Source organism: Kribbella sp. NPDC002412 (assembly GCF_053592935.1).
The window spans coordinates 47,006-71,605 of record NZ_JBSFBL010000030.1 but is presented as its reverse complement, the minus strand read 5'-3'; the positions used below and the strand labels follow the sequence as shown (position 1 = coordinate 71,605).

Genomic DNA, 24,600 nt, shown 5'->3' with positions numbered 1-24,600 from the left:
GCCATTATGGGTTGCAGCTCACCTTGGCCTCTGCCCAGTCGCCGTGGTCGCTGGTGATGCCGTCGCCGCCGTCGGTGACCTGTAGCGTCAGCGTCTGGCCGCCGGTCACGTCGACCGAGACGCTGGCTGTCGGTGACGTGCCGGTGAGCAGGTCGGACGTGTACTTCGCGACTCCGTCGACGAGGACCTTGAAGCTGACCTTGCCGCGGTCCGCCATCTCGTCGTCCACCCCGACCTTCGCGGTGAACGTGTTGCAGTTTCCGCCGATCCGGACGCTGACCGCGGACGGCGCGTGCGTGCCCAGGCCCATCGCGTACTGCACGCCGTCGAGGGTGATCGGGTTGCCGTCGGCGGCGCCGTCCTCGCCGTTGCTGCGGTCCCGTTCGACCGGGCCCCAGCCGTTGGTCGAGTCGAGGAACTCCAGATCGCTCACCCACTTCTCGCCGGTCGGTGCCGGTGGCAACGGTTTGTCGGCGATCGTCGCGGCGAAGAAGCCGAGTCCGCCGCCAGGCAGCTTGATCGCCTTGACCGTCTTCCCCGGGTCGAGCGGCACAGCGGTGTAGAAGACCCGGTAGTCGGTCGTGGTGTTGCTCAGGCCCGCCTGCGTGTAGCGGCCCTTCACCGACACCGCGAGCTTCGCGCCTCCCGTGGCCGGATCCTGGCAGCACCAGTTCGGCAGCTGGAAGGTGGCCTGTGACTGCGAACCGTCGGTGTAGATGATCGTGACGGCCCCGCGGGCGTTGAGGCTCGCTCCGGCGCCCAGTAGGGCAAGGTGCGAACCCGTACCGGAGACCAGGATCGGCGCCGGCTGGTTCTTCACCAGGTTGGGCGTTCCCGGCGCACCGGACGGCCAGGTGAACTGTGCGTCCTGCACGGTCACCGTCGCGCCAGGCGTGTAACCGGCCGCCGCGAGTGCCTCGCCGTTGAAGCTGTTGCCCGACCCGTCGAAGTTGCCCTGGGCGTACGTCGACGCGTCGCTGATGCCGACCACGTTGGCTGCCTGGGACAACGAACCGTACGGGAGCTGGGCGGTTGCCGCCGCGCTGTTGGAGTAGCTCTTGCCGTCGGCAAGGTAGGTCGCCACCAGCTTCAGGGTGAACGACGCCGGCTTCACATCGGCGCCCGGCGTGACCTGCAGCTTCGTCGTCACGGTCTTGCCGCGCTCGACGATGGCGAACACCTTCTGACCGGTCACCGTCCAGCCGCTCGGGACCTGCACGTCCAGGCGGACGTCCCGCATCGTCTCCTTGCTGCCGTTGTGGAAGGTCGCGGTCACCTCGGTGGCCTGGCCGGGAGCGTTCCACAGCGACGGGGAAGTGAGCTCCGGCGTGCCGAAGGAGTTCGCGACATCCGGGCCGCCGACCGACGACGTACCAACGAGCTGGACCACAGCAGAGCGCTCAGTGGAGATCGGTGCCGTCTTCACGTGCACGACGCCGTTCTCGTACGTCCAGCCGCTCACCTTGCGGCCGTCCACCAGGACCTCACGCGGCGTAGAGCCGGTGTGGACGGTCAGCTCGTACGGGCGAGCCGCGGGCTTGCCGGTGTAGGAGCCGACGCTCGCGCCGATCTTGACCGTCACGTCACCGCGGCCCTGAGCCGGCGCGTCGACCGCGAAGACCTGCGTGGCGGACTTCCCGGACCGCGTGACCCGGTCGTCCTCGAACAGGCTGAACGACGACTTGCCCTGCGGGTAGATGTCGACCGTCAGCGGGTCGCCGAAGCCCTGCTCGGCCGCGGTGTTGATCCCCGCCTTCCACATCGGTACGACGGCGCCCGCCTTCACGAACAGCGGCAGAGTGTCGAGCGGCGCGTTGTACCCGTTCACCGTGGTCGGGCCTTGGTAGACGCGGCCGGTCCAGTAGTCGACCCAGTTGCCCTTCGGCAGGTAGATGCCGTTCTTCACCTCGTCCGCACCCCACATCGGCGCGACCAGGAACTCCTTGCCGGCCAGGAACTCGTACTTGGTGGTGTCGTCCCAGGTCTTCGGGTCGTCCGGGTACTCCAGCACCAGCGACCGGTTCAGCGGTGCGCCGGTTCGGTGCGCCTCGGCGGCGTACGTGTAGAAGTACGGCAGCAGGCGCTCACGCAGCTTCAGGTACTTGCGGTTGATCGAGGTGTAGGGATCGCCGTACGCCCACGGCTGCTTGAAGGCCGGCGTGGCCCAGCCGGACATCGTCATGAAGGCCGGGTTGAAGACCTTCCACTGCATGTCCCGGACGTACGACGTGGGCGAGCCGCCGAAGATGCCGTCCACGTCGCCCGCGCTGTAGGCGATACCGGAGTTGCCGGAGCCGTGGATCGCCGGGATCTGCCACCTGATCGCGTCCAGCGAACCGCTGTGGTCACCGGTCCACTGCACCGCACACCGCTGTGCGCCGGCCCAGCCCTCCACCATCCAGGCGAAGCCGCGGGCGTTGCTGTACTGCTCGATACCTCCGTGCGCGGTGTCGCAGGCGCTGAGCGCGTGCCGGTAGCCCGGGCCGACCCAGGCGACGTCCAGCTTGCGGACCCGGACGCCTGCCTCGCCGACCTCGGCCGGCTGCCGGTCCAGCGAGGACTGCGTCCACAGGCCCATCTGGATGCCGCGCTGCCGGAGCTCGTCACCGGTCTGCTTGAGCGGCGGGATCTCGCGCTTGCCCCACCAGGTGCCTTCGACCTGCTCGAAGTCGGTGTCGTCGGAGTACCCGCAGCCGTAGTCGTCGTTGACCAGCATCCAGCCGCCGGGCATGTCCTCGTCCTTGAACCGCTGCGCGATCTTCACCGCGTCCAGCGTGGTCACCTTGTCCGGGTGCACCTTCCAGTCGTTGCTGGTGTCCGGGTCCTTCGCGTAGTGACCGCGGTTGTAGCAGTCGGAGTCGCCGTACTCGAGCCCGTAGATCGGCGGCATGAACGGCCGGCCGGTCAGCTCGGTGTAGCGGTCGAGCGAGGTCTTCAGGTCGCCGATGAAGTAGTAGGCGTCGAACCGCTGCTCGTCGTGCTTGGTGACGACCGGCTCGGTGAAGCTGTAGCTCCCCGGGCTGAACGTGTTCCGCAGTACGCCGTACCCCGCGGTGCTCATGTAGTAGGGAGAGGCGTTCGGGTTGCCGCCGTCCTCCCAGTTGAAGTCGCGGGAGATCTTGATGGTCTGGTCGCGGTGCGAGAACCGGCCGTTCTGCATGCCGCCGCCGAAGAACTGCTCACTCGGACCGCGGCCCAGCGACTGCGTGGTGGAGGTGTCGTTCCACGACAGCGGCGCCGTCTCGGCCCAGACCAGCTGGCCGTTCGAGCGGTGCACCGAGAACCGCAGCGGTGACTTCTGCGCCCGGACCTCGATCTTGCCGGTCGTGAGCGAGTAGAAGCTGCCGCGGTCCCGCCACGACGTCCGCGGCGTGCCGTAGTCGGTCTTGGTGACGATCGTCGACGACGGTTGGTCCGGATCGGTCGGCGGCGTGCCGGCCGGGTCGGTGAAGTTCCCGTCCGGCGCCAGCCACAGCCGGAACACGTCGTCCTTCAGGAAGACGACCCGAACCTTCGCCGGACCGGCGGTCAAGGTGTACGTCGCTCCGTCGGCGGCGAACCCGCTGACGTCGCCCAGCGCGGTGTCACCGGCGGCGGGCTCGGCGGACGCTGTGCCGCCGGTGCTGAGCAAGGCACCGGCGATCAGCGCCACGGCTGAGGCGCCGATGGTGACTGAACGTTTCATGCGGACAAAGATGCTCACGAGTGCCTCACTTCACGCATCTATGAACAAGAATGCGCTCATTGAAGCGCACAGACCGCGGCTTGTCATCAGCTCGGCCGTCATGAAGTTGAGACGCCGTCGCCATCACGGGGTGAACCCGGGCCATGACGATGTTTCGCATGGCGAACAGTCGAACCTTCAGCCGACGTGCGGTGCTGACCGGCAGCCTCGGCCTCGGCGTCGCGCTGACCACCCCGGCCCTCGCCCAGGCCTACCCCCTCGACCCGGACCGCTTCACCGCCCAGGACGACCCCGACTTCCACCCGGTGACCTTCCGGCTGCCCGCGCCGACCGGCCGGAAGGCGCTCGGCACGACCGCCCTGCACCTGATCGACCAGTCCCGGCCGGACCCGACCATGCCCAGCGGCAAGCGGGAGCTGATGGTCAGCCTCTGGTACCCCGGCTCGGCGGCCGCCGACGCCCCGCTCGCCAGGTACATGCCGAAGCGGACCGCCGTCGAGGTCGACGAGGCCTGGACCGGGGAGTACGGGCTCGCGGTGCCGACCGGCTCGTTCGACTTCGCCAACACCGAGACGCACTCCCGCGTCGACGCGCCGGTGCAGCCGATCCCGCACCCCGTCGTACTGTTCTCTCCCGGCTACCAGTACAGCCGGTTCGTGAACACCGCGCAGGTCGAGGACCTGGCCAGTCGCGGGTACGTCGTGGTCACCATGGACCACACCCACGAGACGCCGACCGAGTTCCCGGGCGGGCGGTTCCTCCCCGGTGTGCCGGCCAGCCAGCTGCCGGATCCGGAGTTCACCCGCAAGGCGGTCGAGACCCGGACGGCGGACGCGCGGTTCGTGCTGGACCAGCTCGAGCGGATCGTCCGCGGCGACAACCCGGACATGGACGGCAAGGCCCTGCCGCACGGGCTCGCCGGCGGTCTCGACCTGCGGCGGATCGGCATGTTCGGCTTCTCCCTCGGCGGCTACGCGACCGCGAACACGCTGCTCGAGGACCGCCGGTTCGCGGCCGGCCTCGACCTGGACGGGACGCTCCAGGACGACCGGGCCAAGGGTCCGCTCGGTGAGGTGGCGCGGAAAGGGCTCGACCAGCCGTTCCTGCTGTTCGGCTCGGACGCCAGCCAGCGCACCGACGCCGGGAAGGAGTACTACGACAAGTCCTGGGCCAGGTTCTGGGACGAGCAGCGCGGCTGGAAGCTGAACCTCGGCCTGACCGGCGCGAAGCAGAAGGCGTTCACCGACTTCCAGTTCGTCTTCGACCAGCTGTTCCGGGAGATCTACGGCGAGGACGACATCATCACCTCGGTGATGACGGCCCTGGTCGGCGCGGTCCAGCCGGACCGCAGCGTGCTCGCCCAGCGGCAGTACATCGCCGCCTTCTTCGACCAGAACCTGCGTGGCCGGCCCGAGCTGCTGCTCCGCGGCGACTCGCCGAAATTCCCGGAGATCCACTTCGCCCGCTGACCACGTTGTGACTCCTGCCACCGCTGCGGCCGCGGGACGGCGTACCCTCGTCACGACGTGAGGGGCGGGGTTCTGCCGCTCGGTGGTCGTGCTGCGACGCGCGGTGAGCGGGGTTGTCGGACACTTTCTGAAACCCTGTGAGGTGTACGGGCGGCGAGACCGGTTACCGTGCGTTGAGAAATGCGTTGCCGTCGGCCGTACCCTGTCCTCGGGCGGGGTCGGTCTGTGTCCGGGGGAACAGACGCCTGATCTCGGGCGTTGTCGGCAGGGCGACAGAGTGCTAGGGCAAGGAGCGCAGTGGCAGGGGCAGCAGGGACGAAGACATCGGCTAGCAGGCTGGTGATCGTCGAGTCGCCGAAGAAGGCGCGGATGATCGCCGGTTTCCTGGGGTCCGGGTACGTGGTGGAGTCCAGCTTCGGTCACATCCGCGACCTGCCCAGCGGGGCGGACGAGATCCCGGCGAAGTACAAGGGCCTGCCCTGGGCCCGGCTCGGCGTGAACGTCGAGGACCACTTCGACCCGCTGTACGTCGTCCCGGCCGACAAGAAGGCCCAGATCCGCAAGCTGAAGGACCTGCTCAAGTCCGCCGACGAGCTCTACCTGGCCACCGATGAGGACCGCGAGGGCGAGGCGATCGCCTGGCACCTGCTGGACGAGCTGAAGCCGAAGGTCCCGGTCAAGCGGATGGTCTTCCACGAGATCACCCCGAAGGCGATCCAGGACGCGGTCGGCAGCGCCCGCGACATCAACGAGTCCCTGGTCGACGCCCAGGAGGCGCGCCGGATCCTGGACCGGCTGTACGGCTACGAGGTCTCGCCGGTGCTGTGGAAGAAGGTCATGCCGAAGCTGTCGGCGGGCCGGGTGCAGTCGGTCGCGATCCGGATGGTGGTCGACCGCGAGCGCGAGCGGATCGCGTTCCGCAGCGCGTCGTACTGGGACCTGGACGCCACGCTGGACGCCGGTGAGGGCCGCACCCCGCGGCAGTTCCCGTCCCGGCTGGTCTCGGTGGACAGCCGCCGGGTGGCCCAGGGCCGCGACTTCAGCTCGAGCGGTGAGCTGAAGGGCCAGAACACGGTCCACCTGAACGAGGAGACCGCGACCGCGCTGGCCGCCGCGCTGCGCGACTCGCAGTTCACCGTCCGTTCGATCGAGTCCAAGCCGTACACCCGCAAGCCGTACGCGCCGTTCCGGACCACCACGCTGCAGCAGGAGGCCGGCCGCAAGCTCGGCATGTCCGCCTCGCAGACGATGCAGATCGCCCAGCGGCTCTACGAGAACGGCAACATCACCTATATGCGTACCGACAGCGTGACGCTGTCGGACACCGCGATCACCGCCGCCCGGGCCCAGGTCCGGGAGCTGTACGGCGCGTCGTACCTGCCGGACAAGCCGCGGGTCTACACCTCCAAGGTGAAGAACGCGCAGGAGGCGCACGAGGCGATCCGGCCGGCCGGCGAGGTCTTCCAGACCCCGGCGCAGACCGGGCTGAGCGGCGCCGAGTACCGGCTCTACGAGCTGATCTGGATGCGCACCATCGCGTCCCAGATGAAGGACGCCGAGGGCCGCAGCGTCTCGATCAAGATCGACGCGACCGCTTCGTCCGGCGAGAAGTGCGAGTTCACCTCGTCCGGCCGGGTGATCACCTTCCACGGCTTCCTCAAGGCGTACGTCGAGGGCGCGGACGACCCGTCCGCCGGCACCGACGACCAGGAGACCCGGCTGCCCGACGTGGCCGAGGGCGACGTGCTGCCCGCGGTCGAGGTGCTGGCCTCCGGCCACGAGACCAAGCCGCCGGCCCGCTACACCGAAGCGACGCTGATCCGGGAGCTCGAAGAGCGCGAGATCGGCCGGCCGTCGACGTACGCGTCGATCATCGGCACCATCCAGGCCCGCCGGTACGTGTACAAGAAGGGCTCCGCGCTGGTGCCGGCCTGGCTGGCGTTCGCGGTCGTCCGGCTGCTCGAGGAGCACTTCACCCGGCTGGTGGACTACGCGTTCACCGCGACCATGGAGGACGTCCTCGACGAGGTCGCCGCCGGGGACCTGCAGCGCGAGGGCGTGCTGTCCCGGTTCTACTTCGGCGACGACGACCTCGAGGGCCTGCACTCGATGGTGAACGACCTCGGCGACATCGACGCCCGGGAGATGTCCACCTTCCCGGTCGGCGGTGACGACAGCGGCATCGTGGTCCGGGTCGGCCGCTACGGACCGTACGTCGAGGACAAGGACGAGCGGCGCGCCAACGTGCCCGAGGACCTGCCGCCGGACGAGCTGACCGTCGACAAGGCCCAGGAGCTGCTCAGCCAGCCGTCCGGCGTCGAGCACGAGCTCGGTACGGCGCCCGACACCGGCCTGAAGGTGGTCGCGAAGGCCGGCCGGTTCGGTCCGTACGTGACCGAGGTGCTGCCGGAGGACGCGCCGAAGAGCGCCAAGCCGCGCACCGGGTCGCTGCTCAAGTCGATGACGCTGGACAGCGTCAGCCTCGACGACGCGATGAAGCTGCTGTCGCTGCCGCGGGTCGTCGGCAAGGACCCGGAGAGCGGTGACGAGATCACCGCGCAGAACGGCCGCTACGGGCCGTACCTGAAGAAGGGCACCGACTCGCGGTCGCTGTCGTCCGAGGAGCAGATGTTCGACATCACCCTCGAAGAGGCGCTGAAGATCTACTCCGAGCCGAAGCAGCGCGGCCGCCGGGCCGCGGCGCCGCCGCTGAAGGAGCTCGGCGAGGACCCGGAGTCCGGCAAGCCGGTGGTGGTGAAGGAGGGCCGCTTCGGCCCGTACGTCACCGACGGCGAGACGAACGCGACCCTGCGCAAGGACGACTCGGTCGAGACCATCTCGCTGCTGCGCGCCGCCGAGCTGCTGGCGGACAAGCGGGCCCGCGGGCCGGTGAAGAAGACGGCCAAGAAGTCCGCCGCGAAGAAGACCACGACGAAGAAGACCACGACGAAGAAGACCGCGACGAAGAAGACGGCGGCGAAGAAGACCACCACCAAGAAGGCCGCGGCGAAGAAGACGACCGCCAAGAAGACGGCCGCCGAGAAGTCCTGAGATGGGGCCGACGTGACCAGTGCTGTCGAAGTCACCGCGCAGCGGTTGCGGGACCGGGGCGAGCGGGTCACGCCGGCCCGGCTCGCGGTGGTGGAGGTGCTCGCGGGCACCGAGGAGCACCTGAGCGCCGAGCAGATCGGCGAGCGCGCCGAGCAGCTGCGGCCCGGCATCCACCGCGCCACCGTCTACCGGGCGCTGGACGCGCTGGGTGAGTTCGGCCTGGTCACGCACGTCCACCTCGGCCGGGCCGGTACGACGTACCACCTGGCCGGCGACCTGGCACCTCGCCACCTGCACCTGCGCTGCTCCGAGTGCGGGACGGTGTATGACGCCCCGGGTGACATCCTCGAGACCGCGAGGAAGAAGGTCCAGCGGGAGCTCGGCTTCCAGCTCGCCCCGGAACAGGTCGCCCTGATCGGGGTGTGCAAGGAGTGCCAGCGCTGACCTGAATCGGTCACACTCCTGTCCATATCTGTTGATCAGTGTGGATTCGTGAACAACTTGGGCTTAGGCTCGATGCCTGTGACCCATGACCACAGTTATGTCGAGGACTTTGCTCCCGGCGCCAACGTGCTTCCCCCGCGTGCCTGGCTCGACGACGACTCGGCCAAGCTCCCGCTGACCGGCGAGTGGAGCTTCCGGCTCTCCCCGAGCGTGGCCGACGCCCCCGACGACCTGAAGGACCCGGACACCACCGGCTGGGACACCATCGCGGTCCCGGGTCACTGGCAGCTCAGCGGGTACGGCGCCCCGGCGTACACGAACGTCGTCTACCCGTTCCCGCTCGAGCCGCCGTTCGTGCCGACCGACAACCCGACCGGCGACTACGTCCGGACCGTGACGGTCCCGGCGGACTGGGCCGGCTCGCGGGTCGTACTGCGGTTCGAGGGCGTCGACTCGCGGTTCGCGGTGCACGTGAACGGCGAGCTGGTCGGCTGGTCGTCCGGCTCCCGGCTGCCGTCCGAGTTCGACCTGACCGACGTGGTTGCCCCCGGCAAGGAGGCCCGGATCGCGGTCCGGGTGCACCAGTGGTCGGCCGGCAGCTACGTCGAGGACCAGGACATGTGGTGGCTGTCCGGGATCTTCCGCGAGGTCAACCTGCTGGCGCTGAAGCCGTCCGCCCCCACCGACGTCTTCGTGCACGCGTCGTACGCCGACGGCACCGGCACGCTGTCCGTGGACTCGGATGTCGCGGGCACGGTCGTCGTACCGGAGCTGAACCTGGAGTTCGCCACCGGTGAGGAGGTCACCGCGGCCGTCGAGCCGTGGTCGGCGGAGAGCCCGCGGCTGTACGACGGGGTGGTCCGGACCGACGGTGGTGAGGTGCGGCTGCGGATCGGCTTCCGGACGGTCGCGATCGCCGACGGCGTGCTCACCGTCAACGGCAACCGGGTGCTGTTCAACGGGGTCAACCGGCACGAGTTCCACCCGGACCGCGGCCGGGCGCTGACCGAGCAGGACATGCTGGACGACGTACTGCTGATGAAGCGGGCCGGGATCAACGCGGTCCGCACCAGCCACTACCCGCCGCACCCGCACTTCTTGTCGCTGTGCGACGAGTACGGCCTGTACGTGATCGACGAGTGCGACCTGGAGACGCATGGGTTCGGGTACGAGCCGGAGCCGCCGAAGCTGCCGAACCCGGTGATGGACCCGCGGTTCCGCGACGACCTGGTGTCGCGGATCGAGCGCACCGTGCACCGGGACAAGAACCACCCCGCGATCATCATCTGGTCGCTCGGCAACGAGTGCGGGATGGGCGACAACCTCAAGGCGATGTACGACCTGGCCAAGGAGCTCGACCCGTCCCGGCCGGTGCACTACGAGCGCGACACCGAGGCCGAGTGGGTCGACATCTACTCCCGGATGTACACCGACCCGGCCGGCTGCGCGGAGATCGGCGCGGACCCGGAGCTGTACCGGAACCTGCCGTTCATCCTGTGCGAGTACGGCCACGCGATGGGCAACGGGCCGGGTGGGCTGCTCGACTACCGCGAGGTGTTCGACAAGTACCCGCGCTGCCAGGGCGGCTTCATCTGGGAGTGGATCGACCACGGTATCCGGACCACCATCGACGGCCGCGAGGTCTACGCGTACGGCGGCGACTTCGGCGAGACCATCCACGACAGCAACTTCGTCTGCGACGGCCTGCTGTTCCCGGACCGGACGCCGTCGCCGGGCATGCTCGAGTACATCAAGGTGATCGAGCCGCTCCGCATCGTTGCTGACGGCAACGGCGGGGTGTCGGTCACGAACCGCTACGAGGTGCTCGACACCAGCCACCTGACCTTCACGTACGTCGTCGAGGTCGAGGGCTCGCAGGTCGACGCCGGTGAGCTGTCGGTGCCGGCGATCGCCCCCGGTGCGACCGCCACGGTGGAGCTGCCGGCGGTGGATGCTTCGAAGCCGGAGACCTGGGTGACGGTCACCGCGTCGCTGACGTCGGCGACCGCCTGGGCCGAGGCCGGCCACCGGATCGCCTGGGGTCAGATCCGGCTGGACGAGCCTGCGTCGGTGGAACCGGTCACCGGTGGTGCGCCGGCCGACGGTGTCGCCGGCGTGGGCGGGATCAGCGTCGCGGGCGTGCAGAACGCTCGACTGGACGTTTGGCGTGCGCCGATCGACAACGACGCGATCCCCGGGGTTGCTGACGCCTGGCGCGAGGAAGGTCTGCACCGCGTGCAGCACCGCATCGTGTCGCAGGGCGAGCGCGATGGGGCCTGGGAGGTCGTCACCCGTACGGCGCCGCCGCAGCTGCAGTGGGGTCTGGTCAGCACCTGGCGTTGGACCGCGGTCGACGGTGGGGTCGTTCTGGACCTGAACGTCGTACCCGAGGGCCAGTTCCCGGAGGTGCTTCCGCGGCTCGGCATCACCTTCGAGCTGCCGAAGGTGGAGCGCGTCGAGTGGTTCGGCACCGGCCCGAACGAGGCGTACGTCGACACCCGCGAGGCCGCTGCTGTCGGCAAGTACTCGGCCACGGTTTCCGAGCTGCAGACGCCGTACGTCCGCCCCCAGGAGAACGGCCACCGCATCGACACCCGCTGGGCCACCCTCGACGGCCTGCGCATCGAGGCCCTTGGCACCCTCTTCGGCCTCACCGTCCGCGATTGGACCAGCCACGCTCTCGAAACCGCCACCCACACCGCGGACCTGGTCCCCGGCGACACCACCTACGTGACCCTCGACCTAGCCCAAACCGGCGTAGGCACCGCCGCCTGCGGGCCCAAACTCCCCGACCGCGACAAACTGAAGACGGCGCCGGCCAGTCTGTCGGTGCGCTTCACCACCAGCTGACCGTTCGGGTGGTGGATCGGTGCCCAGGCACCGATCCACCACCCGGTCATCAGGTCCACGCTTCGCTGAACACCAGCGTTCCTGGTGGCGGGACAACCTCCCGCAGCATGTCCAGGTCGTCCTCGACCACTGCCACTTCCCCGGGGTTCTCGGGCACGACATAGGCCCGCACCGCCCGGCGAACGTCGGCCCCAGGCATCTCCGGCCAGGGGTCACCCGCCTCATGCGCCATCGTGTAGACCGCCGACACCGGCCCGTCCACCGCGACCTCGGCATCCTCGTCCGTCTCGTCCGGCCACAGCCGCCGATACGCTGCCCGGCCCGCCGCCAGCAAGGCCTCCGGACTCCCGAGCGTCAGGTCAACCCGGGTGATGACACTCAACGCCCCGCCCACGGGCTCCTCGTCATCCGGCGCTTCGTCGAACTCCTCGATGTCTTCCAGGACCAGCGGACTCGTTCCGGTGTGCTCGAAGACAGCCTCGTTCCACGCCTCGACCACACTCTCGACCGCGGCGTTCCGAGCGAACAGTTCCTCATCCTCGGCCGCGCCGCCACGGAGCCTGAGCAGCGCGTCAGTGTGGGTTCGTAGGGCCGCGATGAGGTCGTTCGTCGCCTGCTGCAGCCCCTCGCTGCTCTCCTGCGAGTACTGCTCGACATCGTCCATGCGGGAGATGATTCCGCTCGCGCGTTCAGATCGCGATGGCCGGGCGGGGGTGGACTCGGTCGGTGGGTGGGTTGTACGCGTTCCAGGCGGTGGTCAGGCGCGTCACTGCCTCGGTCAGTTCGGCTGGGCGGGCTCGGAAGTGGAGGCGGATGTAGGGGTCGCTGCTGCCGGTTACGTCCAGGCCGGAGCCGGGGAGGATGGCCAGGCCGTGGCGGAGGCTGGTTTGGGCGAAGGAGTTGCCGTCGCCTTCCGGGAGTCTGGCCCACAGGCATTGGCCGCCTTGGATGGTCGGGACCTGCCAGGTGGGGAGGTGCTCGGCCAGGAGGGCCCGGAGGTGGTCGTGGCGGTGCTTGAGCTCCTCGGCCCGGCCCAGATTGTCCAGTTCGGCGACCAAGTGGGCAGCCGCGAGTTGGGCGGGGACGTTGCCACCCAGGTCGTGGACGGCGCGGAGGCGGGCGAGGCGGTTGACGAGTGGGGCGGCCGCGCGGATCCAGCCGATCCGCAGGCCGCCCCAGACGCTCTTGCTGAGCGACCCGATCGAGATCACGGCCTCGCTGTACGCCGCCATCGGCGCCGGCGGTGTCGTACCCGGGAAACCGAGATCCGCCGGCACCTCGTCCTCGATCAGTGGTACGTCGGCCGCCGCAGCCGCCCGCGCCAATCGTTCCCGGACCAACGGCGACAGCACCGACCCAGTCGGGTTCTGGTACGTCGGGATCACATAAGCCAGCCCCGGACGCCGCTCCCGCACCGCCGCCTCGAACCCGTCCAGCCCGACCGGCAACCCCCGCAGCACGGCGGCCTCCTCGCGGAACGCCTCCAGCGCACCCGGGTACGTCGGCGCCTCGACCAGCACCTGATCCCCGGGCGACACCAGCGCATGCGCCAACAACGACAGCGCCTGCTGACCGCCGTTCGTCACCAGGATCTGGTCCGGTGATGTCGGTACGCCGCGATCGCCGTACCGCTCCGCGATGGCTTCCCGCAGGACCGGGTGTCCGTACGGGTAGTACCCGATGTCCCCGCTGATCGCCCGCAGCGCCGGCAGGACCCGCTCGTACGCCTCAGCCAGCTGCGGAGGCGGATCGCCCGGCGCGGCACAGATGGCCAGCAGCACGTCGTCGTCCCGCGCCTCCAGCGAGTCCAGGAAGATCGGGTCGACCGGCGCATCCTCGATCGTCGCCGGCGACTGGCTGCCCGCCACCCGCGTCCCACTGCCCTGACGCCGGGTGATCCGGCCCTCCGACCGCAACAGCTCGTACGCCGCGACCACCGTCGTACGGCCGACTGCCAGCGCAGCCGCCAGCGCACGATCCGGCGGCAGCAGCGCGCCCGGTGGTAGCTCGCCGTCGTCGATCAGCTGCCGCATCCGGGCTGCGAGCAGCACGTACAGCGGCCCGCGGCCGGACGACCAGCGGCCCAGACGGTCACACACCTCGATTGGTCTCATCCGCGAACCAATTGTGCCGGATTGGCTCTGGGGTGACCAGACCCAGGCTCGGACGATGGCGGTATGGCCACCTTTCTTCGCAACGACATCGCGTCCCTGACCGAAGTGAAGCCCACCTACGACCTGGGTGAGAGCTACGGACCCGACCTGCGGCTCGCGGACCTGCTGACCCCGGACCTCGGCGACCTCGAGCTCGGCTACGGCACTGCGTCCGGCGACCTGCGGCTGCGGACCGCGCTCGCCGAGCGGCACGGTGTACGTCCCGACCAGGTCGTCACCACTGTGGGCGGGATGCATGCGATCTTCCTGCTCGCCTATCTGGTCGCGGAGGGCGGCGGTCAGGTCGTGACGACCGCCCCGCTGTTCCCGCTGGCCCGCAACTCCTACGAGTCGGTGGGTGCCGACGTCCGCGTGATCCCGTTGTCCTTCGACGACGGCTACCAACTCACCGTGGACCACGTCCGCGCCCACCTCACGCCGGACACCAAGCTGGTCAGCCTCGCGACCCCGCAGAACCCTTCAGGCGTTGCGGTTTCGCGCGACACGCTCCGGCAGATCGTGGCCGTCATGAGCGAGATCTGCCCGGATGCCTACCTCATGGTCGACGAGACCTATCGGACCGCGGCGTACGGCGACGATCCGATCGAGGAGACCGCCGTACACCTGGGACCGAAGGTCGTTGTGGTCGCCTCGCTGTCGAAGTGTCACGGAGCGGCCGGCCTGCGGGTCGGCTGGCTGGTCAGCACCGACGACGAGCTCGTCGACCAGGTGGTGACCGCGAAGTTCAACACCGTCGTGTCGGGAGCACCGGTCACCGAGGCGCTGGCCGTGCAGGTGTTCGAGCGGGAGGACGAGATCCTCGGCGTACGGCGGCGCTGGCTGGCCGACTCGTTGGCCGCGACGGACGAGTGGATCCGCGCGAACCACGACCTGGTCGAGTGGGTCCGCCCGGACGCGGGCGCGCTCTGCTGCATCCGGGTGAAGCCGGCCGTCTCCCTCGAAGCGTTCCGCGCGGCCGCGGCCGCGCTGAGCGTCCGGCTGGCCGACGGTGACTGGTTCGGTGACGAGTCGCGGGTGTTCCGGCTCGGGTTCGGATTCCTGCCGCTGGTCGAGCTCAAGGCCGCGCTGGACGCCTTGACGACCGCGCTGCGCCGGGCTGTCGATGCCTCCGACTAGTCTTTGGGTGTGCCGGAGGTTTATGACCCGATGACTGATCCAGCACCGGCGCATGACGTGCGCGCGGTGCTGCGAATCCGGGCGTTCCGGCGGCTGTGGGTGGCCTTCGGGCTGTCCAGCCTCGGTGACTGGATCGGCCTGCTGGCGCTGACCGCGATGGCGAAGGCGTTCGCCGGTGACGACTACCAGGCGGCGAACTTCGCCATCGGCGGCGTGCTGTTCCTCCGGGTGCTGCCCGCGCTGGTGATGGGGCCGGTGGCCGGCTGGGTCGCGGACCGGCTGGACCGGCGCTGGACGATGATCCTCGGCGACCTGATCCGGGCCGCGCTCTTCGTCACCATCCCGATCGTCGGCACGCTCACCTGGCTGCTGGTCGCGACCGTGCTGATCGAGATCGTCAGCCTGGTCTGGGGCCCGGCCAAGGACGCCAGCGTGCCGAACCTGGTGCCCCGGCACCGCCTCGAGGCGGCCAACCAGCTCAGCCTGATCACCACCTACGGCAGCGCGCTGCCGGCCGCTGTCATCTTCACCGCGATCACCCTGGTGACCCGCGGGCTCGGCGAGGTCTCCATCGACCTGGCGGTGTATGTCAACGCGGCCACGTTCGTGGTGTCCGCGCTGGCGATCGTGTCGGTGGCCGAGATCGGCCGGGCCATCCACGAGCACGAGGAACACCCGACGCTGTGGCGGACGATGGTCGAGGGCTGGTCGTACGTGACCAAGACCCCCGTCGTCCGCGGCCTGGTGGTCGGCATCTCCGGCGCCTTCGCGGCCGGCGCGGTCGTGATCGGCCTCGGCCGCACGTACGTCGAGGATCTCAAGGCCGGCGACCCCGGGTACGGCGTCTTGTTCGGCGCGGTCTTCGGCGGTCTGGCGCTCGGCATGGGGTTCGCGCCGCGGCTGTTCTCCGGCCTGTCCCGGCGGCGGTTGTTCGCGGCCGGCCTGGTCGGCTCCGGGGTCTGCCTGGCCGGGCTGGCGCTGATCCAGCAGATCGAGATCGCCACCATGATCGCGATCCTGCTCGGCTTCTGCGCCGGCGCGTCCTGGGTCTCCGGCTACACGCTGCTCGGCCTCGAGGTCCCGGACGCGGTGCGCGGCCGGACCTTCGCGTTCGTCCAGTCCGCGGTCCGGACCGTTCTCGCGGTGACCCTGGCCATCGCCCCGTTCGCCGCCGGCGCGATCGGCCGCCGTACCTGGTCCATCGGCGGGCAGTCGTGGACGTACAACGGTGCCGCGCTGACGATGCTGATCGCGGCGATCCTGGCCGGCGTGATCGGGCTGATCGCGTGGCGGCAGATGGACGACCGACCAGGGGTCCCGTTCTGGCGCGACGTACGGCGGAGCTTCGGCAAGACCCCGGGTGTCTACCCGACCACCGGACTGTTCATCGCGATGGAAGGCGGCGAGGGCGCCGGCAAGTCGACCCAGTCCGCGTTGCTGGTCGACTGGCTGAAGGAGCAGGGCCAGCAGGTGCTGCTCACCCGCGAGCCGGGCGCCACCGACCTCGGCAAGACTCTGCGGCAGATCGTCCTCGACCCGGCCACCGGCGACATCTCGCATCGCGCCGAGGCGCTGCTGTACGCCGCCGACAAGGCCGAGCACGTGGACTCGGTGATCAAGCCCGCGTTGAAGGCCGGCGCGGTTGTCATCACCGACCGGTACGTCGACTCCGCGCTGGCCTACCAGGGATCCGGGCGGGACCTGGACCTGACCGACGTCGAGCGGGTCAACCGCTGGGCCACCGACGACCTCCGGCCGAACCTGACCATCCTGCTCGACCTGCCGCCGAAGAGCGGGCTCGACCGGTTCACCGAGCGGGACCGGATCGAGGCCCAGTCGCACGACTTCCACCTGCGGGTGCGCAACGCGTTCCTCGAGCTGGCCGCGGCCGAGCCACAGCACTACCTCGTCGTCGACGCCACCCAGGACCGCGAAGAGATCGCCGCCCAAATCCGCGCCCGGCTCCAGCCAATGCTCCCGAAGGTGGACCTATGACGGTTTGGGACGACCTGGTCGGCCAGGAGCCGGCGGTCGCCGTACTGCAGAGGGCTGTGGCCGGTGCGGAGGCCGGGATGCGCGGCGAGCGGGGTGCCGCGGTGGCGGGGATGACGCATGCCTGGCTGATCACCGGGCCGCCCGGGTCCGGGCGGTCGAACGCGGGCCGGGCGTTCGCGGCCGCGCTGCAGTGCGGGAACCAGGGCTGCGGCGAGTGCAACGAGTGCCGTACGGCGCTCACCGGCGCGCACCCCGACGTGTCGCTGATCCGCACCGAGCTGCTGTCGATCCGGGTCAGCGAGATCCGCGAGCTGATCCGCCGGGCCGCGATGAGCCCGACCCAGGGCCGCTGGCAGGTGATGGTCGTCGAGGACGCGGACCGGCTGACCGAGCAGGCCGCCGACGCGCTGCTGAAGAGCATCGAAGAGCCGTCGCCGCGGACGGTCTGGGTTCTGTGCGCGCCGACCGTCGAAGACGTCGTACCGACGATCCGGTCACGCTGCCGGCTGCTGGTGCTGCGCACGCCGCCGGTGGATGCGGTGGCGAACATGCTGATCGGCAAGCTGGGAGTCGATCCGGAGCTGGCTGGGTTCGCTGCGCGGGCCGCGCAGGGCCACATCGGCCGGGCGCGGGCGCTGGCGCGCGACGAGGAGGTGCGGGCGCGGCGGACGAAGGTGCTGGAGGTCCCGTTCGCGCTCCGCGATCTCGGCGCCTGCCTGAAGGCTGCGCAGCAGCTGGTCGAGGCGGCGAAGGACGAAGCGAAGGCCAGCGCCGAGAAGGTCGACGAGAAGGAACGCGCCGCGCTCGAGCAGGCACTCGGAGTTGGCACCAAGGGCGCCAAGCCCCGGGAAGCGAACGCCGCGCTGAAAGAGCTCGAGGACCAGCAGAAGGCTCGCGCCAAGCGGTGGGAACGCGACGTGCTCGACCGGTCACTGGTTGACCTGATGGCCTTGTACCGCGACGCTCTGATGATTCAGACCCTCGCCGGCGCCGAGTTGATCAACGCCGAGCTGCGCTCGAACATCGAGCAATATGCGGGCCGGAGCACCCCGGAGCAGACGATTCGAAGGATCGACGCCCTGGCCGCCTGCCGAGAGGCGATCGAGACCAACGTCGCACCCTTGCTGGCGCTGGAAGCGATGACGATCGCGCTGTTCGAAGGGTGACATCTGCGTCCGGTTAGCGGGCAGCGGCTGTAACACCGAGACCGGCCGGTCCGATGACTGGGTGTCCGGGCAGACCGCTCGGCGCCCTGCCCGAACGGACCTGAATGACGCAACCGCCCCCGATCCAGCCTGCCCGGCCATCCTTGCCGCCGGCCGAGTCCTGGCTCGCGGGTGTACCGACTCCCGCGCAGCAGCGCCAGGACCGCTACGCCGTGGCTGCGCTGGTCACCAGTCTGCCCGGGCTGGTTCCGATCGCGGTGGTGCTGGCCGGGATCGCGCTGCGCCGGATCAAGCGGACCGGCAGCCGGGGCAAGCGACTCGCGTACGCCGCGCTGGCGATCAGCCTGGCGTGGACGATCGCGATCGCCGTCGCGGTCGCCCTGAACCTGTACGGCGAACGCCGGGCCGGGATCGGCCGCACGGTTGCCATCTCGGAGGTCGCCGTACAGCAGTGCTTCGACGCGGACCTGGAGGCGGAGACGCTGCGGGTGGTGCGGATCGCCGACTGCGCGGTCGCCCACACCGGCGAGGCGTACGCCAAGGTCCGGGCCAACCTGGCGGGGCTCTTGGCAGAGGACAAGGGCACGGTCGCCACCCAGCAGTGCGCGACCGCCTTCAGCGCTTTCGTCGGGAAGTCGTACGAGCAGTCGGAACTGGACATGTACTACGTCGTGCTGGGCGACCGCGCAGTTGCTGACGGCAACGTCCTGTGCCTGGTCGGCATGCCGGGGACCCGTTTGACGGGTAGCATGCGCGGGTCGCAGCGGTAGCACACCAGCGGGGGACAGCACTGGGGGAGACGTGAGCCAACCACCGTACGGACCGGACCAAGGCCGGCCCCAGGACACACCGAGGTCCTTCCCGACGTACGGGCGTCCGGGGGAGCAGGCGTCCGGACAGCCGTCTGGGGGCGATGGGCCGTCGGGCCAGCCGTCTGGCGGCGGGGCGCCGTACGGCCAGTCGTCCGGGCAGCCGGGGCAGTCGCCTTACGGGCAGTCGGCCGGGCAGTCTTCGGGGCAGCAGGCGTCCGGGCAGCCCGGGGCGACGCAGTGGGCGGCTCCGGGGCAACCCCAGCAACCTGCCGGGCAGTCGCCCTACGGACAGCAGTCAGCCGGGTCGCCGTACGGGCAGCAGCCGGGTGGGGCGGCGTACGGTCAGCAGCCGGGTGGGTCGCCTTATGGGCAGCAGCCGGGTGGGTCTTCGCCGTACGGGCAGGCTGGTGGGCAGCCGCCGTACGGGCAGCCGGGGTATCCGCCGGCGGGGGCGTTTCCGACGCCGTACGGGTACGGGTATCCGGGGTCCAGGGGCGGCAACAACGGGATGGCGATCGGCTCGCTGGCGACCGGGATCGGTGGCTTCTGCATCCCCATCGCCGCGCCGGTCGCGGTCGGCCTCGGCATCGCCGCGCTGGTCCAGATCAAGAAGCGCCAGGACGATGGCAAGGGCATGGCGATCGCCGGGCTGGTGCTCGGCGGCCTGACCACCATCGGCTGGCTGCTGTACCTCGTGCTGATCGTGGCCCTCGGCGTGTTCGGCGCGACCAGCGACGACGACTACTACGGCGCTCCCGAGCCCAGCTCGACGTACTCGACGCCCACGACGTACATCGACGACCTCGCCGTCGGCGAGTGCTTCGACGAGGCCGACGAGGAGGACGAGGTCGTCCGCCGCCCCTGCGCCGACCTGCACGACGGCGAGATCATCGCCGGCGTCACCCTCCCCGACGGCCCGTACCCCGGCGACCGCGAGGTCGACAAAGCCGGCGAGCAGGCGTGCACCACGGAGTTCGCCAGGTACGTCGGCTCCACGGTCAAGTCCACCGAGCTGGAATGGGACTTCTGGACCCCCACCCGCCAACTCTGGAACGCCGAAGACCGCCTGGTCGTCTGCGCCGCCTACGGCCCCGACTTCGACCAACTAACCGGCACCATCAAAGGCACCAAACGCTAAGAACTTCCCCTCGCGCGCTACGCGGCGGCTCCTTCGTCACCCCCACTCCGCGCGCCCCCACCCACCCCACCCAATCCGCCTCTGGGTGACTGCCTGGTCGGAACCCGTCCCCCGCTCATCCCGATCGCGATGCAGAGTGAGCGATGGACGCAGTTGTCTGGCTGTCCGCCTGTCAGGTGGCGGTACCGGTCGGCCGGGTAGCAGGCAGGCTAGGGCTGGCCCGGAGACTTCGTCGGTGAGGTCATAGGCGAGTCGCCCGATCGGTCCGCGGGACGGTTGGACGGTGAGGTGCGTTGTTTCGCCGTCAGCTTTCAGGAGCTGGGCCAGGTGGGTGGTGGTCGTAGTCTTGCCCAGCCAGGTCTTCGGCCGAGCGATTGTGCCGTTCTCGATCGCGACGACTGAGATCTCGACAAGGTCGGGCGGCTGCTGGCCGTTGCCTTCGACGTCGACCACGGTGTAATCGAACTCGGTCCACGGTGTAGTGGGTTCAGCCATTGGTCGTCGTCGCCTCCCATCCGATGTCCGCGCGGCCGTGCCGGTTGCGGTGGTGCGGGTGCCCGGCGTCGTGGACCTGGAACGCGAACGCGTGCTGCAGGAAGTACCTGGGCTGCTCCGACGGTAGCCCCTCGACCTGCACGGCACGGTGATCGATGCCGAGCACCTTGATGTGTGCCGCCTCGGGTTGCCCGGGAGTGACCGGCGACGGTGATGAACTTTCAGATCGGCGCAGGCCGGAGTTCGCGGTTGGCGGGACGGGCGGGTTGGCTTGCGGACGGGCGCCGGCCTAGCAGTCGGGTGCGGGCGACGAAGGAGCCCGCAAATCCCCGGCGGTAGCCGGGGAGGGAATGTACGGCGATAAGCCGGGGGCGGGTGGGAGCGGGAGTAGTGGGGGCGACGAAGGAGCCGCCGCGTAGCACGCGTGGGCTGTTACCTGCGGGCTGTGCAAGTACGCTGGCGCCGTGGGCATGGTGATGGCGGTGTCGTTCGAGCGGTACGGGCGGCTCTACTACCTGGACCCCGGCCCGCATCGTCCGCGTGTCGGGGACAAGGTGCTGGTTCCGACCGATGACGGGCCGGAGGTGGCGGAGTGCGTGTGGGCGCCGCAGTACGTCACGGAGGAGATCGGCGGGCTGCCGCTGTGTGAGGGGATCGCGACCAGCGCGGACCTGGACCGGGACGAGCAGAACCGGCAGCGGCGGGCTGATGCGCGGGTGACGGCGAAGCGGTTGATCCGTCAGCACGGGTTGCCGATGAAGGTGGTCGGGATCGACTTCGTGGATCGCCGCGCGGATGTGGACCAGTTGGTCATCGTGTACTTCTCCGCGCCACACCGGGTCGACTTCCGGGAGCTGGTGCGGGATCTGGCGCGGGGGCTGCGGGCGCGGATCGAGCTACGGCAGGTGGGTGCGCGTGACGAGGCGCGGCTGCAGGGCGGGATCGGGCCGTGCGGGCGGGATCTGTGCTGTGCGACGTTCCTGAAGGACTTCGAGCCGGTCAGTGTGCGGATGGCGAAGGACCAGGACCTCCCGCTGAACCCGCTGAAGATCTCCGGCGCCTGCGGCCGGCTGATGTGCTGCCTGAAGTACGAGCACCCGCTCTACCAGGAGTTCAATGCCAAGGCCCCGCCGTCCGGGACGCACGTGGAGACCCCCGCGGGTGATGGAGTGGTGGTCGGACACAACGTGCCGAGCGACACCGTGGTGGTGCGGTTGGCGGCGTCGGGCCGGCGCTGCGCCTGCAGCCGGGCGGACGTCTGCTCGCCGCGCCAGCAGTACGAAGCCTCCAGTATGACGACACCGGACGCCCCGCCGATCGTCGACGTGCCGGCGGACGACGTACCCGTGGAACCCGAGGCCACGGAGCCCGCCGCAACCGCGGTGACCACGCCGACCGCGGACCCCACGGAGACCCCGGAGACGGCGCAGATCGCGGAGACGACGGAGACCGTGGACACGGCGGCCGCGGAGCCAAGGCGGCGGAAGCCGCGGCGGCGCCGGCGTTTGCACCATGACGATGAGGGAGACAGCCCGCAGTGAGTTACCGCAGAACGACCACCCCCCGCGCAGGGCTGAGCAGCTCCCGGGCCACGCGAGGGGTTGCTGTGTTTGCGGTTCTCGCGGTGCTGGCGAGCGGTTGCGGGATCGCGAGCCGGGCCCAGGACGCCGGTGAGGACGGCACGCGCGGCTCGACCGGCAGCGGCAGCAACCCGACCAAGGGTCCGGCCGGCCCGATCCCCGCCGGCCTGGAGAAGTTCTACCAGCAGCAACCGGACTGGGAGCGCTGCGGCTCGAACCAGCAGTGCGCGACCATCGAGGTGCCGCTGGACTACTCGAAGCCGGCCGGCGAGACGATCGAGCTGCGGGCCCGCAAGGTGCTCGCGCGGGACCGGGCCGGCAAGATCGGCACGCTGTTCATCAACCCGGGCGGTCCGGGCGCTTCGGGGCAGGACTTCGCCGCCTCGGCCGGGTTCGTGCTCGGCGCGCAGCTGCTGCGGAAGTTCGACGTGATCGGCTGGGACCCGCGTGGGGTCGGGCAGTCGACGCCGGTGCGCTGCCTGGACACCGCGCAGATGGACAAGTACATCGCGACCGACGGCAGCCCGGACAACGAGGCCGAGATCAACGAGCTGAACGACGAGTCGAAGATCTTCGCCAACGGGTGCCAGCAGCGCTCCGGCGAGCTGCTGCCGCACGTGTCGACCAAGGACGCCGCTCGCGACATCGACGTACTGCGGGGAATCGTCGGCGACTCCGAGTTGTACTACCTCGGCATGTCGTACGGCACCTACCTCGGGGCGACGTACGCCGAGCTGTTCCCCGAGAACGTCGGCCGCCTGGTGCTGGACGGCGCGGTGGACCCGTCGAAGACGTCGAAGCAGAACAACATGGCCCAGGCGAAGGGCTTCGACACCGCGCTGGACGCGTTCGCGGAGGACTGCGCGCAGCGGTCGTGCCGGCTCGGCAGCACCAAGCAGGAGGTGCTCGCCAAGGTCGACAAGCTGATCGACGACAGTGACGCGACGCCGCTGCCGGGCGACGGGAAGCGCGAGGTCACGCAGGCGCTGGTGGTGCTCGGCGTCATCTACCCGCTGTACGTGAAGGACTTCTGGCCGCGGCTCGAGGACGCGGTCCTGGACGGGCTGGCCGGGAACGGCGCCCGCCTGCTGGCGCTGGCCGACGAGTACACCAGCCGCGAGCCGAGCGGGTACTCGAACAACAGCAACGAGGCGATCTATGCGGTCAACTGCCTGGACCGCCCGGACATCACCTCGATCGCGCAGGCGAAGGCGGAGGAGCCGGAGTACAAGGCGGCGTCACCGCGGTTCGGGTCGTTCCTGCTCTGGGGCTCGATGGCCTGCGCGAACTGGCCGGTGAAGCCGGAGAACCAGCCGCACGCGATCAAGGCGGCCGGCGCGAAGCCGATCGTGGTCATCGGCACCACGCGCGACCCGGCAACGCCGTACGAGTGGGCCGTCGGGCTGGCGGGCCAGCTGGAGAGCGGTGTCCTGATCACCCGCGACGGCGACGGCCACACCGGCTACAAGGCCGGCAACGCCTGCGTGGACAACGCCGTGGAGAGCTACCTGCTGCAAGGTACGGCGCCGACCGCCGACATCAAGTGTTAGCTCGGGCGGGTGTCGTTGTCCGCCGTGGGTAGCTGCAACGTTTGAGTGGCCTGCTCGAGGACGGCGCGGAGCGCCGCCTCGTCCTTCGGGCGGCCGCCGACGGTGATCTCGACGGCGGTCTTCTGGCCGCCGTCCTGGGAGATCCAGCGGGACAGACCCATCCGCGGTCCGCGGGTCTGGTCGACGTACGTGTAGATCAGCGTGCCGTTGTCGCGGCTGATCACCTTGAGGTCCTGCTCGTCGATGCTGCGGGCGCGGCTGTCCACCAGCTCGTCCGGGGACTTGCTGCTGCCGCGGGTGTCGAACCGGAGCTGCCAGACGCCGCTCGGGTCGACGAACCGCGGCCGGGTGCCCTCCTGGGTGCTGGTCCACCCGCTCGGGACCTCGGCGGACACCGGGTCGCTCTTGGTGCCGAAGGTCTGCAGCGTGTACTGCAGCGAGTCCGGCTGCAGGCAGTCGGTGCAGGACGGTGTGGTCGGCGCGGGTTGGCTGTTGTTCACGTTCCCAGCCGGGGTGTCGCTCCCCAGCAGGTTCCCGTTGATCGCCAGTACGCCGCCGAACACGGCTACGCCGACGGTCATTCCCGCCAGCGTCATCAGCAGCGCCTGGTGCCTGGGCGTGAGCATCCCGACCTCGCTTCCCTCTCTCCCGCCTGATTATCGACCACGAAGGGGGCGACCCGACAACTCCCGCGTACGCTGGCACGTCGTGGATCCCGATTTCGCCCAGGCCCTGCAGCGGTACGACGCCGGTACGGCGGAACGCGCGGACCTGAAGCTGCTCACCAAGCAGCTCCTGAAGCTCCTGGTCGCGAAGGCCCCCGGCCACGCGGTCGAGGTCCGCGTCCCGCCGTACGGCGCGGTGCAGTGCATCGAGGGACCGCGGCACACCCGTGGCACGCCGGGCGCCGTGGTCGAGCTCCCGCCCGAGCTCTGGATCGACCTCGCCCTCGGCCGCACCACTTGGCCGGACGCCCGCGTCAGCGGCAAGCTCCGCGCCAGCGGCGAACGCACCGACCTCGGCCCACTGCTCCCGCTCATCTGAGCGCTCCAGACAGGACTGAGCCGCGGCATCC

General features: G+C 69.9%; 17 protein-coding genes. 12 read left to right on the top strand and 5 right to left on the bottom strand.

Annotated features, from left to right (window positions below; genetic code table 11):
* Positions 1-4: 4 nt before the first annotated feature.
* Positions 5-3,685, bottom strand: a complete 3,681-nt coding sequence (locus tag ACWCOV_RS23700; protein WP_449831476.1) for an NPCBM/NEW2 domain-containing protein — start codon at positions 3,683-3,685, stop codon at positions 5-7.
* A gap of 158 nt (positions 3,686-3,843) precedes the next feature.
* Between ACWCOV_RS23700 and ACWCOV_RS23695 the strand changes: the two genes are divergently transcribed.
* From ACWCOV_RS23695 to ACWCOV_RS23680, 4 genes are all read left to right on the top strand, one after another.
* A complete protein-coding gene (locus ACWCOV_RS23695; protein WP_449831475.1) occupies positions 3,844-5,154 on the top strand; it encodes an alpha/beta hydrolase family protein in 1,311 nt (436 codons plus the stop codon).
* A 297-nt stretch (positions 5,155-5,451) separates the two neighbouring features.
* Entirely contained in the window at positions 5,452-8,205 is a 2,754-nt protein-coding gene (gene topA / locus ACWCOV_RS23690; RefSeq protein WP_449831474.1) for a type I DNA topoisomerase, read from the top strand.
* Positions 8,206-8,217: 12 nt separating this feature from the next.
* Positions 8,218-8,649 (top strand): Fur family transcriptional regulator, encoded by a 432-nt coding sequence (locus ACWCOV_RS23685; protein ID WP_449831473.1) that lies wholly within the window; start codon positions 8,218-8,220, stop codon positions 8,647-8,649.
* A 72-nt stretch (positions 8,650-8,721) separates the two neighbouring features.
* A complete protein-coding gene (locus tag ACWCOV_RS23680; protein WP_449831472.1) occupies positions 8,722-11,499 on the top strand; it encodes a glycoside hydrolase family 2 TIM barrel-domain containing protein in 2,778 nt (925 codons plus the stop codon).
* A gap of 49 nt (positions 11,500-11,548) precedes the next feature.
* Here the strand turns inward: ACWCOV_RS23680 and ACWCOV_RS23675 are convergent, their stop codons facing one another.
* Together ACWCOV_RS23675 and ACWCOV_RS23670 are read right to left on the bottom strand one after the other, a co-directional pair.
* Positions 11,549-12,163 (bottom strand): hypothetical protein, encoded by a 615-nt coding sequence (locus tag ACWCOV_RS23675; protein ID WP_449831471.1) that lies wholly within the window; start codon positions 12,161-12,163, stop codon positions 11,549-11,551.
* A 25-nt stretch (positions 12,164-12,188) separates the two neighbouring features.
* Positions 12,189-13,613, bottom strand: a complete 1,425-nt coding sequence (locus ACWCOV_RS23670; RefSeq protein ID WP_449831470.1) for an aminotransferase-like domain-containing protein — start codon at positions 13,611-13,613, stop codon at positions 12,189-12,191.
* Between the two features lie 63 nt (positions 13,614-13,676).
* Between ACWCOV_RS23670 and ACWCOV_RS23665 the strand changes: the two genes are divergently transcribed.
* The 5 genes from ACWCOV_RS23665 to ACWCOV_RS23645 all read left to right on the top strand — a co-directional run bounded on the left by ACWCOV_RS23665 (position 13,677) and on the right by ACWCOV_RS23645 (position 19,900).
* A complete protein-coding gene (locus tag ACWCOV_RS23665; RefSeq protein WP_449831469.1) occupies positions 13,677-14,789 on the top strand; it encodes a pyridoxal phosphate-dependent aminotransferase in 1,113 nt (370 codons plus the stop codon).
* Positions 14,790-14,819: 30 nt separating this feature from the next.
* Positions 14,820-16,784 (top strand): dTMP kinase, encoded by a 1,965-nt coding sequence (tmk, locus tag ACWCOV_RS23660; RefSeq protein ID WP_449831468.1) that lies wholly within the window; start codon positions 14,820-14,822, stop codon positions 16,782-16,784.
* Positions 16,781-17,950, top strand: coding sequence for a DNA polymerase III subunit delta' (locus tag ACWCOV_RS23655; protein ID WP_449831467.1), 1,170 nt, complete (start codon positions 16,781-16,783; stop codon positions 17,948-17,950). The genes tmk and ACWCOV_RS23655 overlap by 4 nt, the downstream gene beginning before the upstream one ends.
* A gap of 104 nt (positions 17,951-18,054) precedes the next feature.
* On the top strand, positions 18,055-18,720 hold the full coding sequence (locus ACWCOV_RS23650; RefSeq protein WP_449831466.1) for a DUF4190 domain-containing protein: 666 nt from the start codon (positions 18,055-18,057) through the stop codon (positions 18,718-18,720).
* Positions 18,721-18,751: 31 nt separating this feature from the next.
* On the top strand, positions 18,752-19,900 hold the full coding sequence (locus ACWCOV_RS23645) for a DUF4190 domain-containing protein (RefSeq protein WP_449831465.1): 1,149 nt from the start codon (positions 18,752-18,754) through the stop codon (positions 19,898-19,900).
* 487 nt (positions 19,901-20,387) lie between these two features.
* Here the strand turns inward: ACWCOV_RS23645 and ACWCOV_RS23640 are convergent, their stop codons facing one another.
* Complete coding sequence (locus ACWCOV_RS23640; protein ID WP_449831464.1) at positions 20,388-20,561, bottom strand: hypothetical protein; 174 nt, start codon at positions 20,559-20,561, stop codon at positions 20,388-20,390.
* A 304-nt stretch (positions 20,562-20,865) separates the two neighbouring features.
* On the opposite strand from ACWCOV_RS23640, the gene ACWCOV_RS23635 reads away from it, so the two are divergent.
* Together ACWCOV_RS23635 and ACWCOV_RS23630 are read left to right on the top strand one after the other, a co-directional pair.
* The gene (locus tag ACWCOV_RS23635; protein ID WP_449831504.1) at positions 20,866-21,936 is read left to right on the top strand and encodes a PSP1 domain-containing protein; all 1,071 of its coding nucleotides are present in this window, start codon (positions 20,866-20,868) and stop codon (positions 21,934-21,936) included.
* A 65-nt stretch (positions 21,937-22,001) separates the two neighbouring features.
* A complete protein-coding gene (locus tag ACWCOV_RS23630) occupies positions 22,002-23,525 on the top strand; it encodes an alpha/beta hydrolase (RefSeq protein WP_449831463.1) in 1,524 nt (507 codons plus the stop codon).
* On the opposite strand, the gene ACWCOV_RS23625 is transcribed toward ACWCOV_RS23630, so the two are convergent.
* Complete coding sequence (locus ACWCOV_RS23625) at positions 23,522-24,151, bottom strand: hypothetical protein (RefSeq protein WP_449831462.1); 630 nt, start codon at positions 24,149-24,151, stop codon at positions 23,522-23,524. The two genes, ACWCOV_RS23630 and ACWCOV_RS23625, sit on opposite strands and share 4 nt — an antisense overlap.
* Before the next feature lie 82 nt (positions 24,152-24,233).
* Between ACWCOV_RS23625 and ACWCOV_RS23620 the strand changes: the two genes are divergently transcribed.
* Positions 24,234-24,569 carry a sterol carrier family protein gene (locus tag ACWCOV_RS23620; protein ID WP_449831461.1) on the top strand — a complete coding sequence of 112 codons (336 nt, stop codon included), beginning with the start codon at positions 24,234-24,236 and terminating at the stop codon, positions 24,567-24,569.
* The last annotated feature ends 31 nt before the right edge of the window (positions 24,570-24,600 follow it).

Coding starts and splice junctions, on each gene's coding strand:
- ACWCOV_RS23650 (WP_449831466.1), top strand. CDS start 18,055: ATGACGCAACCGCCCCCGATCCAGCCTGCCCGGCCATCCTTGCCGCCG.
- ACWCOV_RS23655 (WP_449831467.1), top strand. CDS start 16,781: ATGACGGTTTGGGACGACCTGGTCGGCCAGGAGCCGGCGGTCGCCGTA.
- ACWCOV_RS23635 (WP_449831504.1), top strand. CDS start 20,866: ATGGTGATGGCGGTGTCGTTCGAGCGGTACGGGCGGCTCTACTACCTG.
- ACWCOV_RS23695 (WP_449831475.1), top strand. CDS start 3,844: ATGGCGAACAGTCGAACCTTCAGCCGACGTGCGGTGCTGACCGGCAGC.
- ACWCOV_RS23670 (WP_449831470.1), bottom strand. CDS start 13,613: ATGAGACCAATCGAGGTGTGTGACCGTCTGGGCCGCTGGTCGTCCGGC.
- tmk (WP_449831468.1), top strand. CDS start 14,820: ATGACTGATCCAGCACCGGCGCATGACGTGCGCGCGGTGCTGCGAATC.
- ACWCOV_RS23700 (WP_449831476.1), bottom strand. CDS start 3,685: ATGAAACGTTCAGTCACCATCGGCGCCTCAGCCGTGGCGCTGATCGCC.
- ACWCOV_RS23675 (WP_449831471.1), bottom strand. CDS start 12,163: ATGGACGATGTCGAGCAGTACTCGCAGGAGAGCAGCGAGGGGCTGCAG.
- ACWCOV_RS23665 (WP_449831469.1), top strand. CDS start 13,677: ATGGCCACCTTTCTTCGCAACGACATCGCGTCCCTGACCGAAGTGAAG.
- ACWCOV_RS23680 (WP_449831472.1), top strand. CDS start 8,722: ATGCCTGTGACCCATGACCACAGTTATGTCGAGGACTTTGCTCCCGGC.
- ACWCOV_RS23625 (WP_449831462.1), bottom strand. CDS start 24,151: ATGCTCACGCCCAGGCACCAGGCGCTGCTGATGACGCTGGCGGGAATG.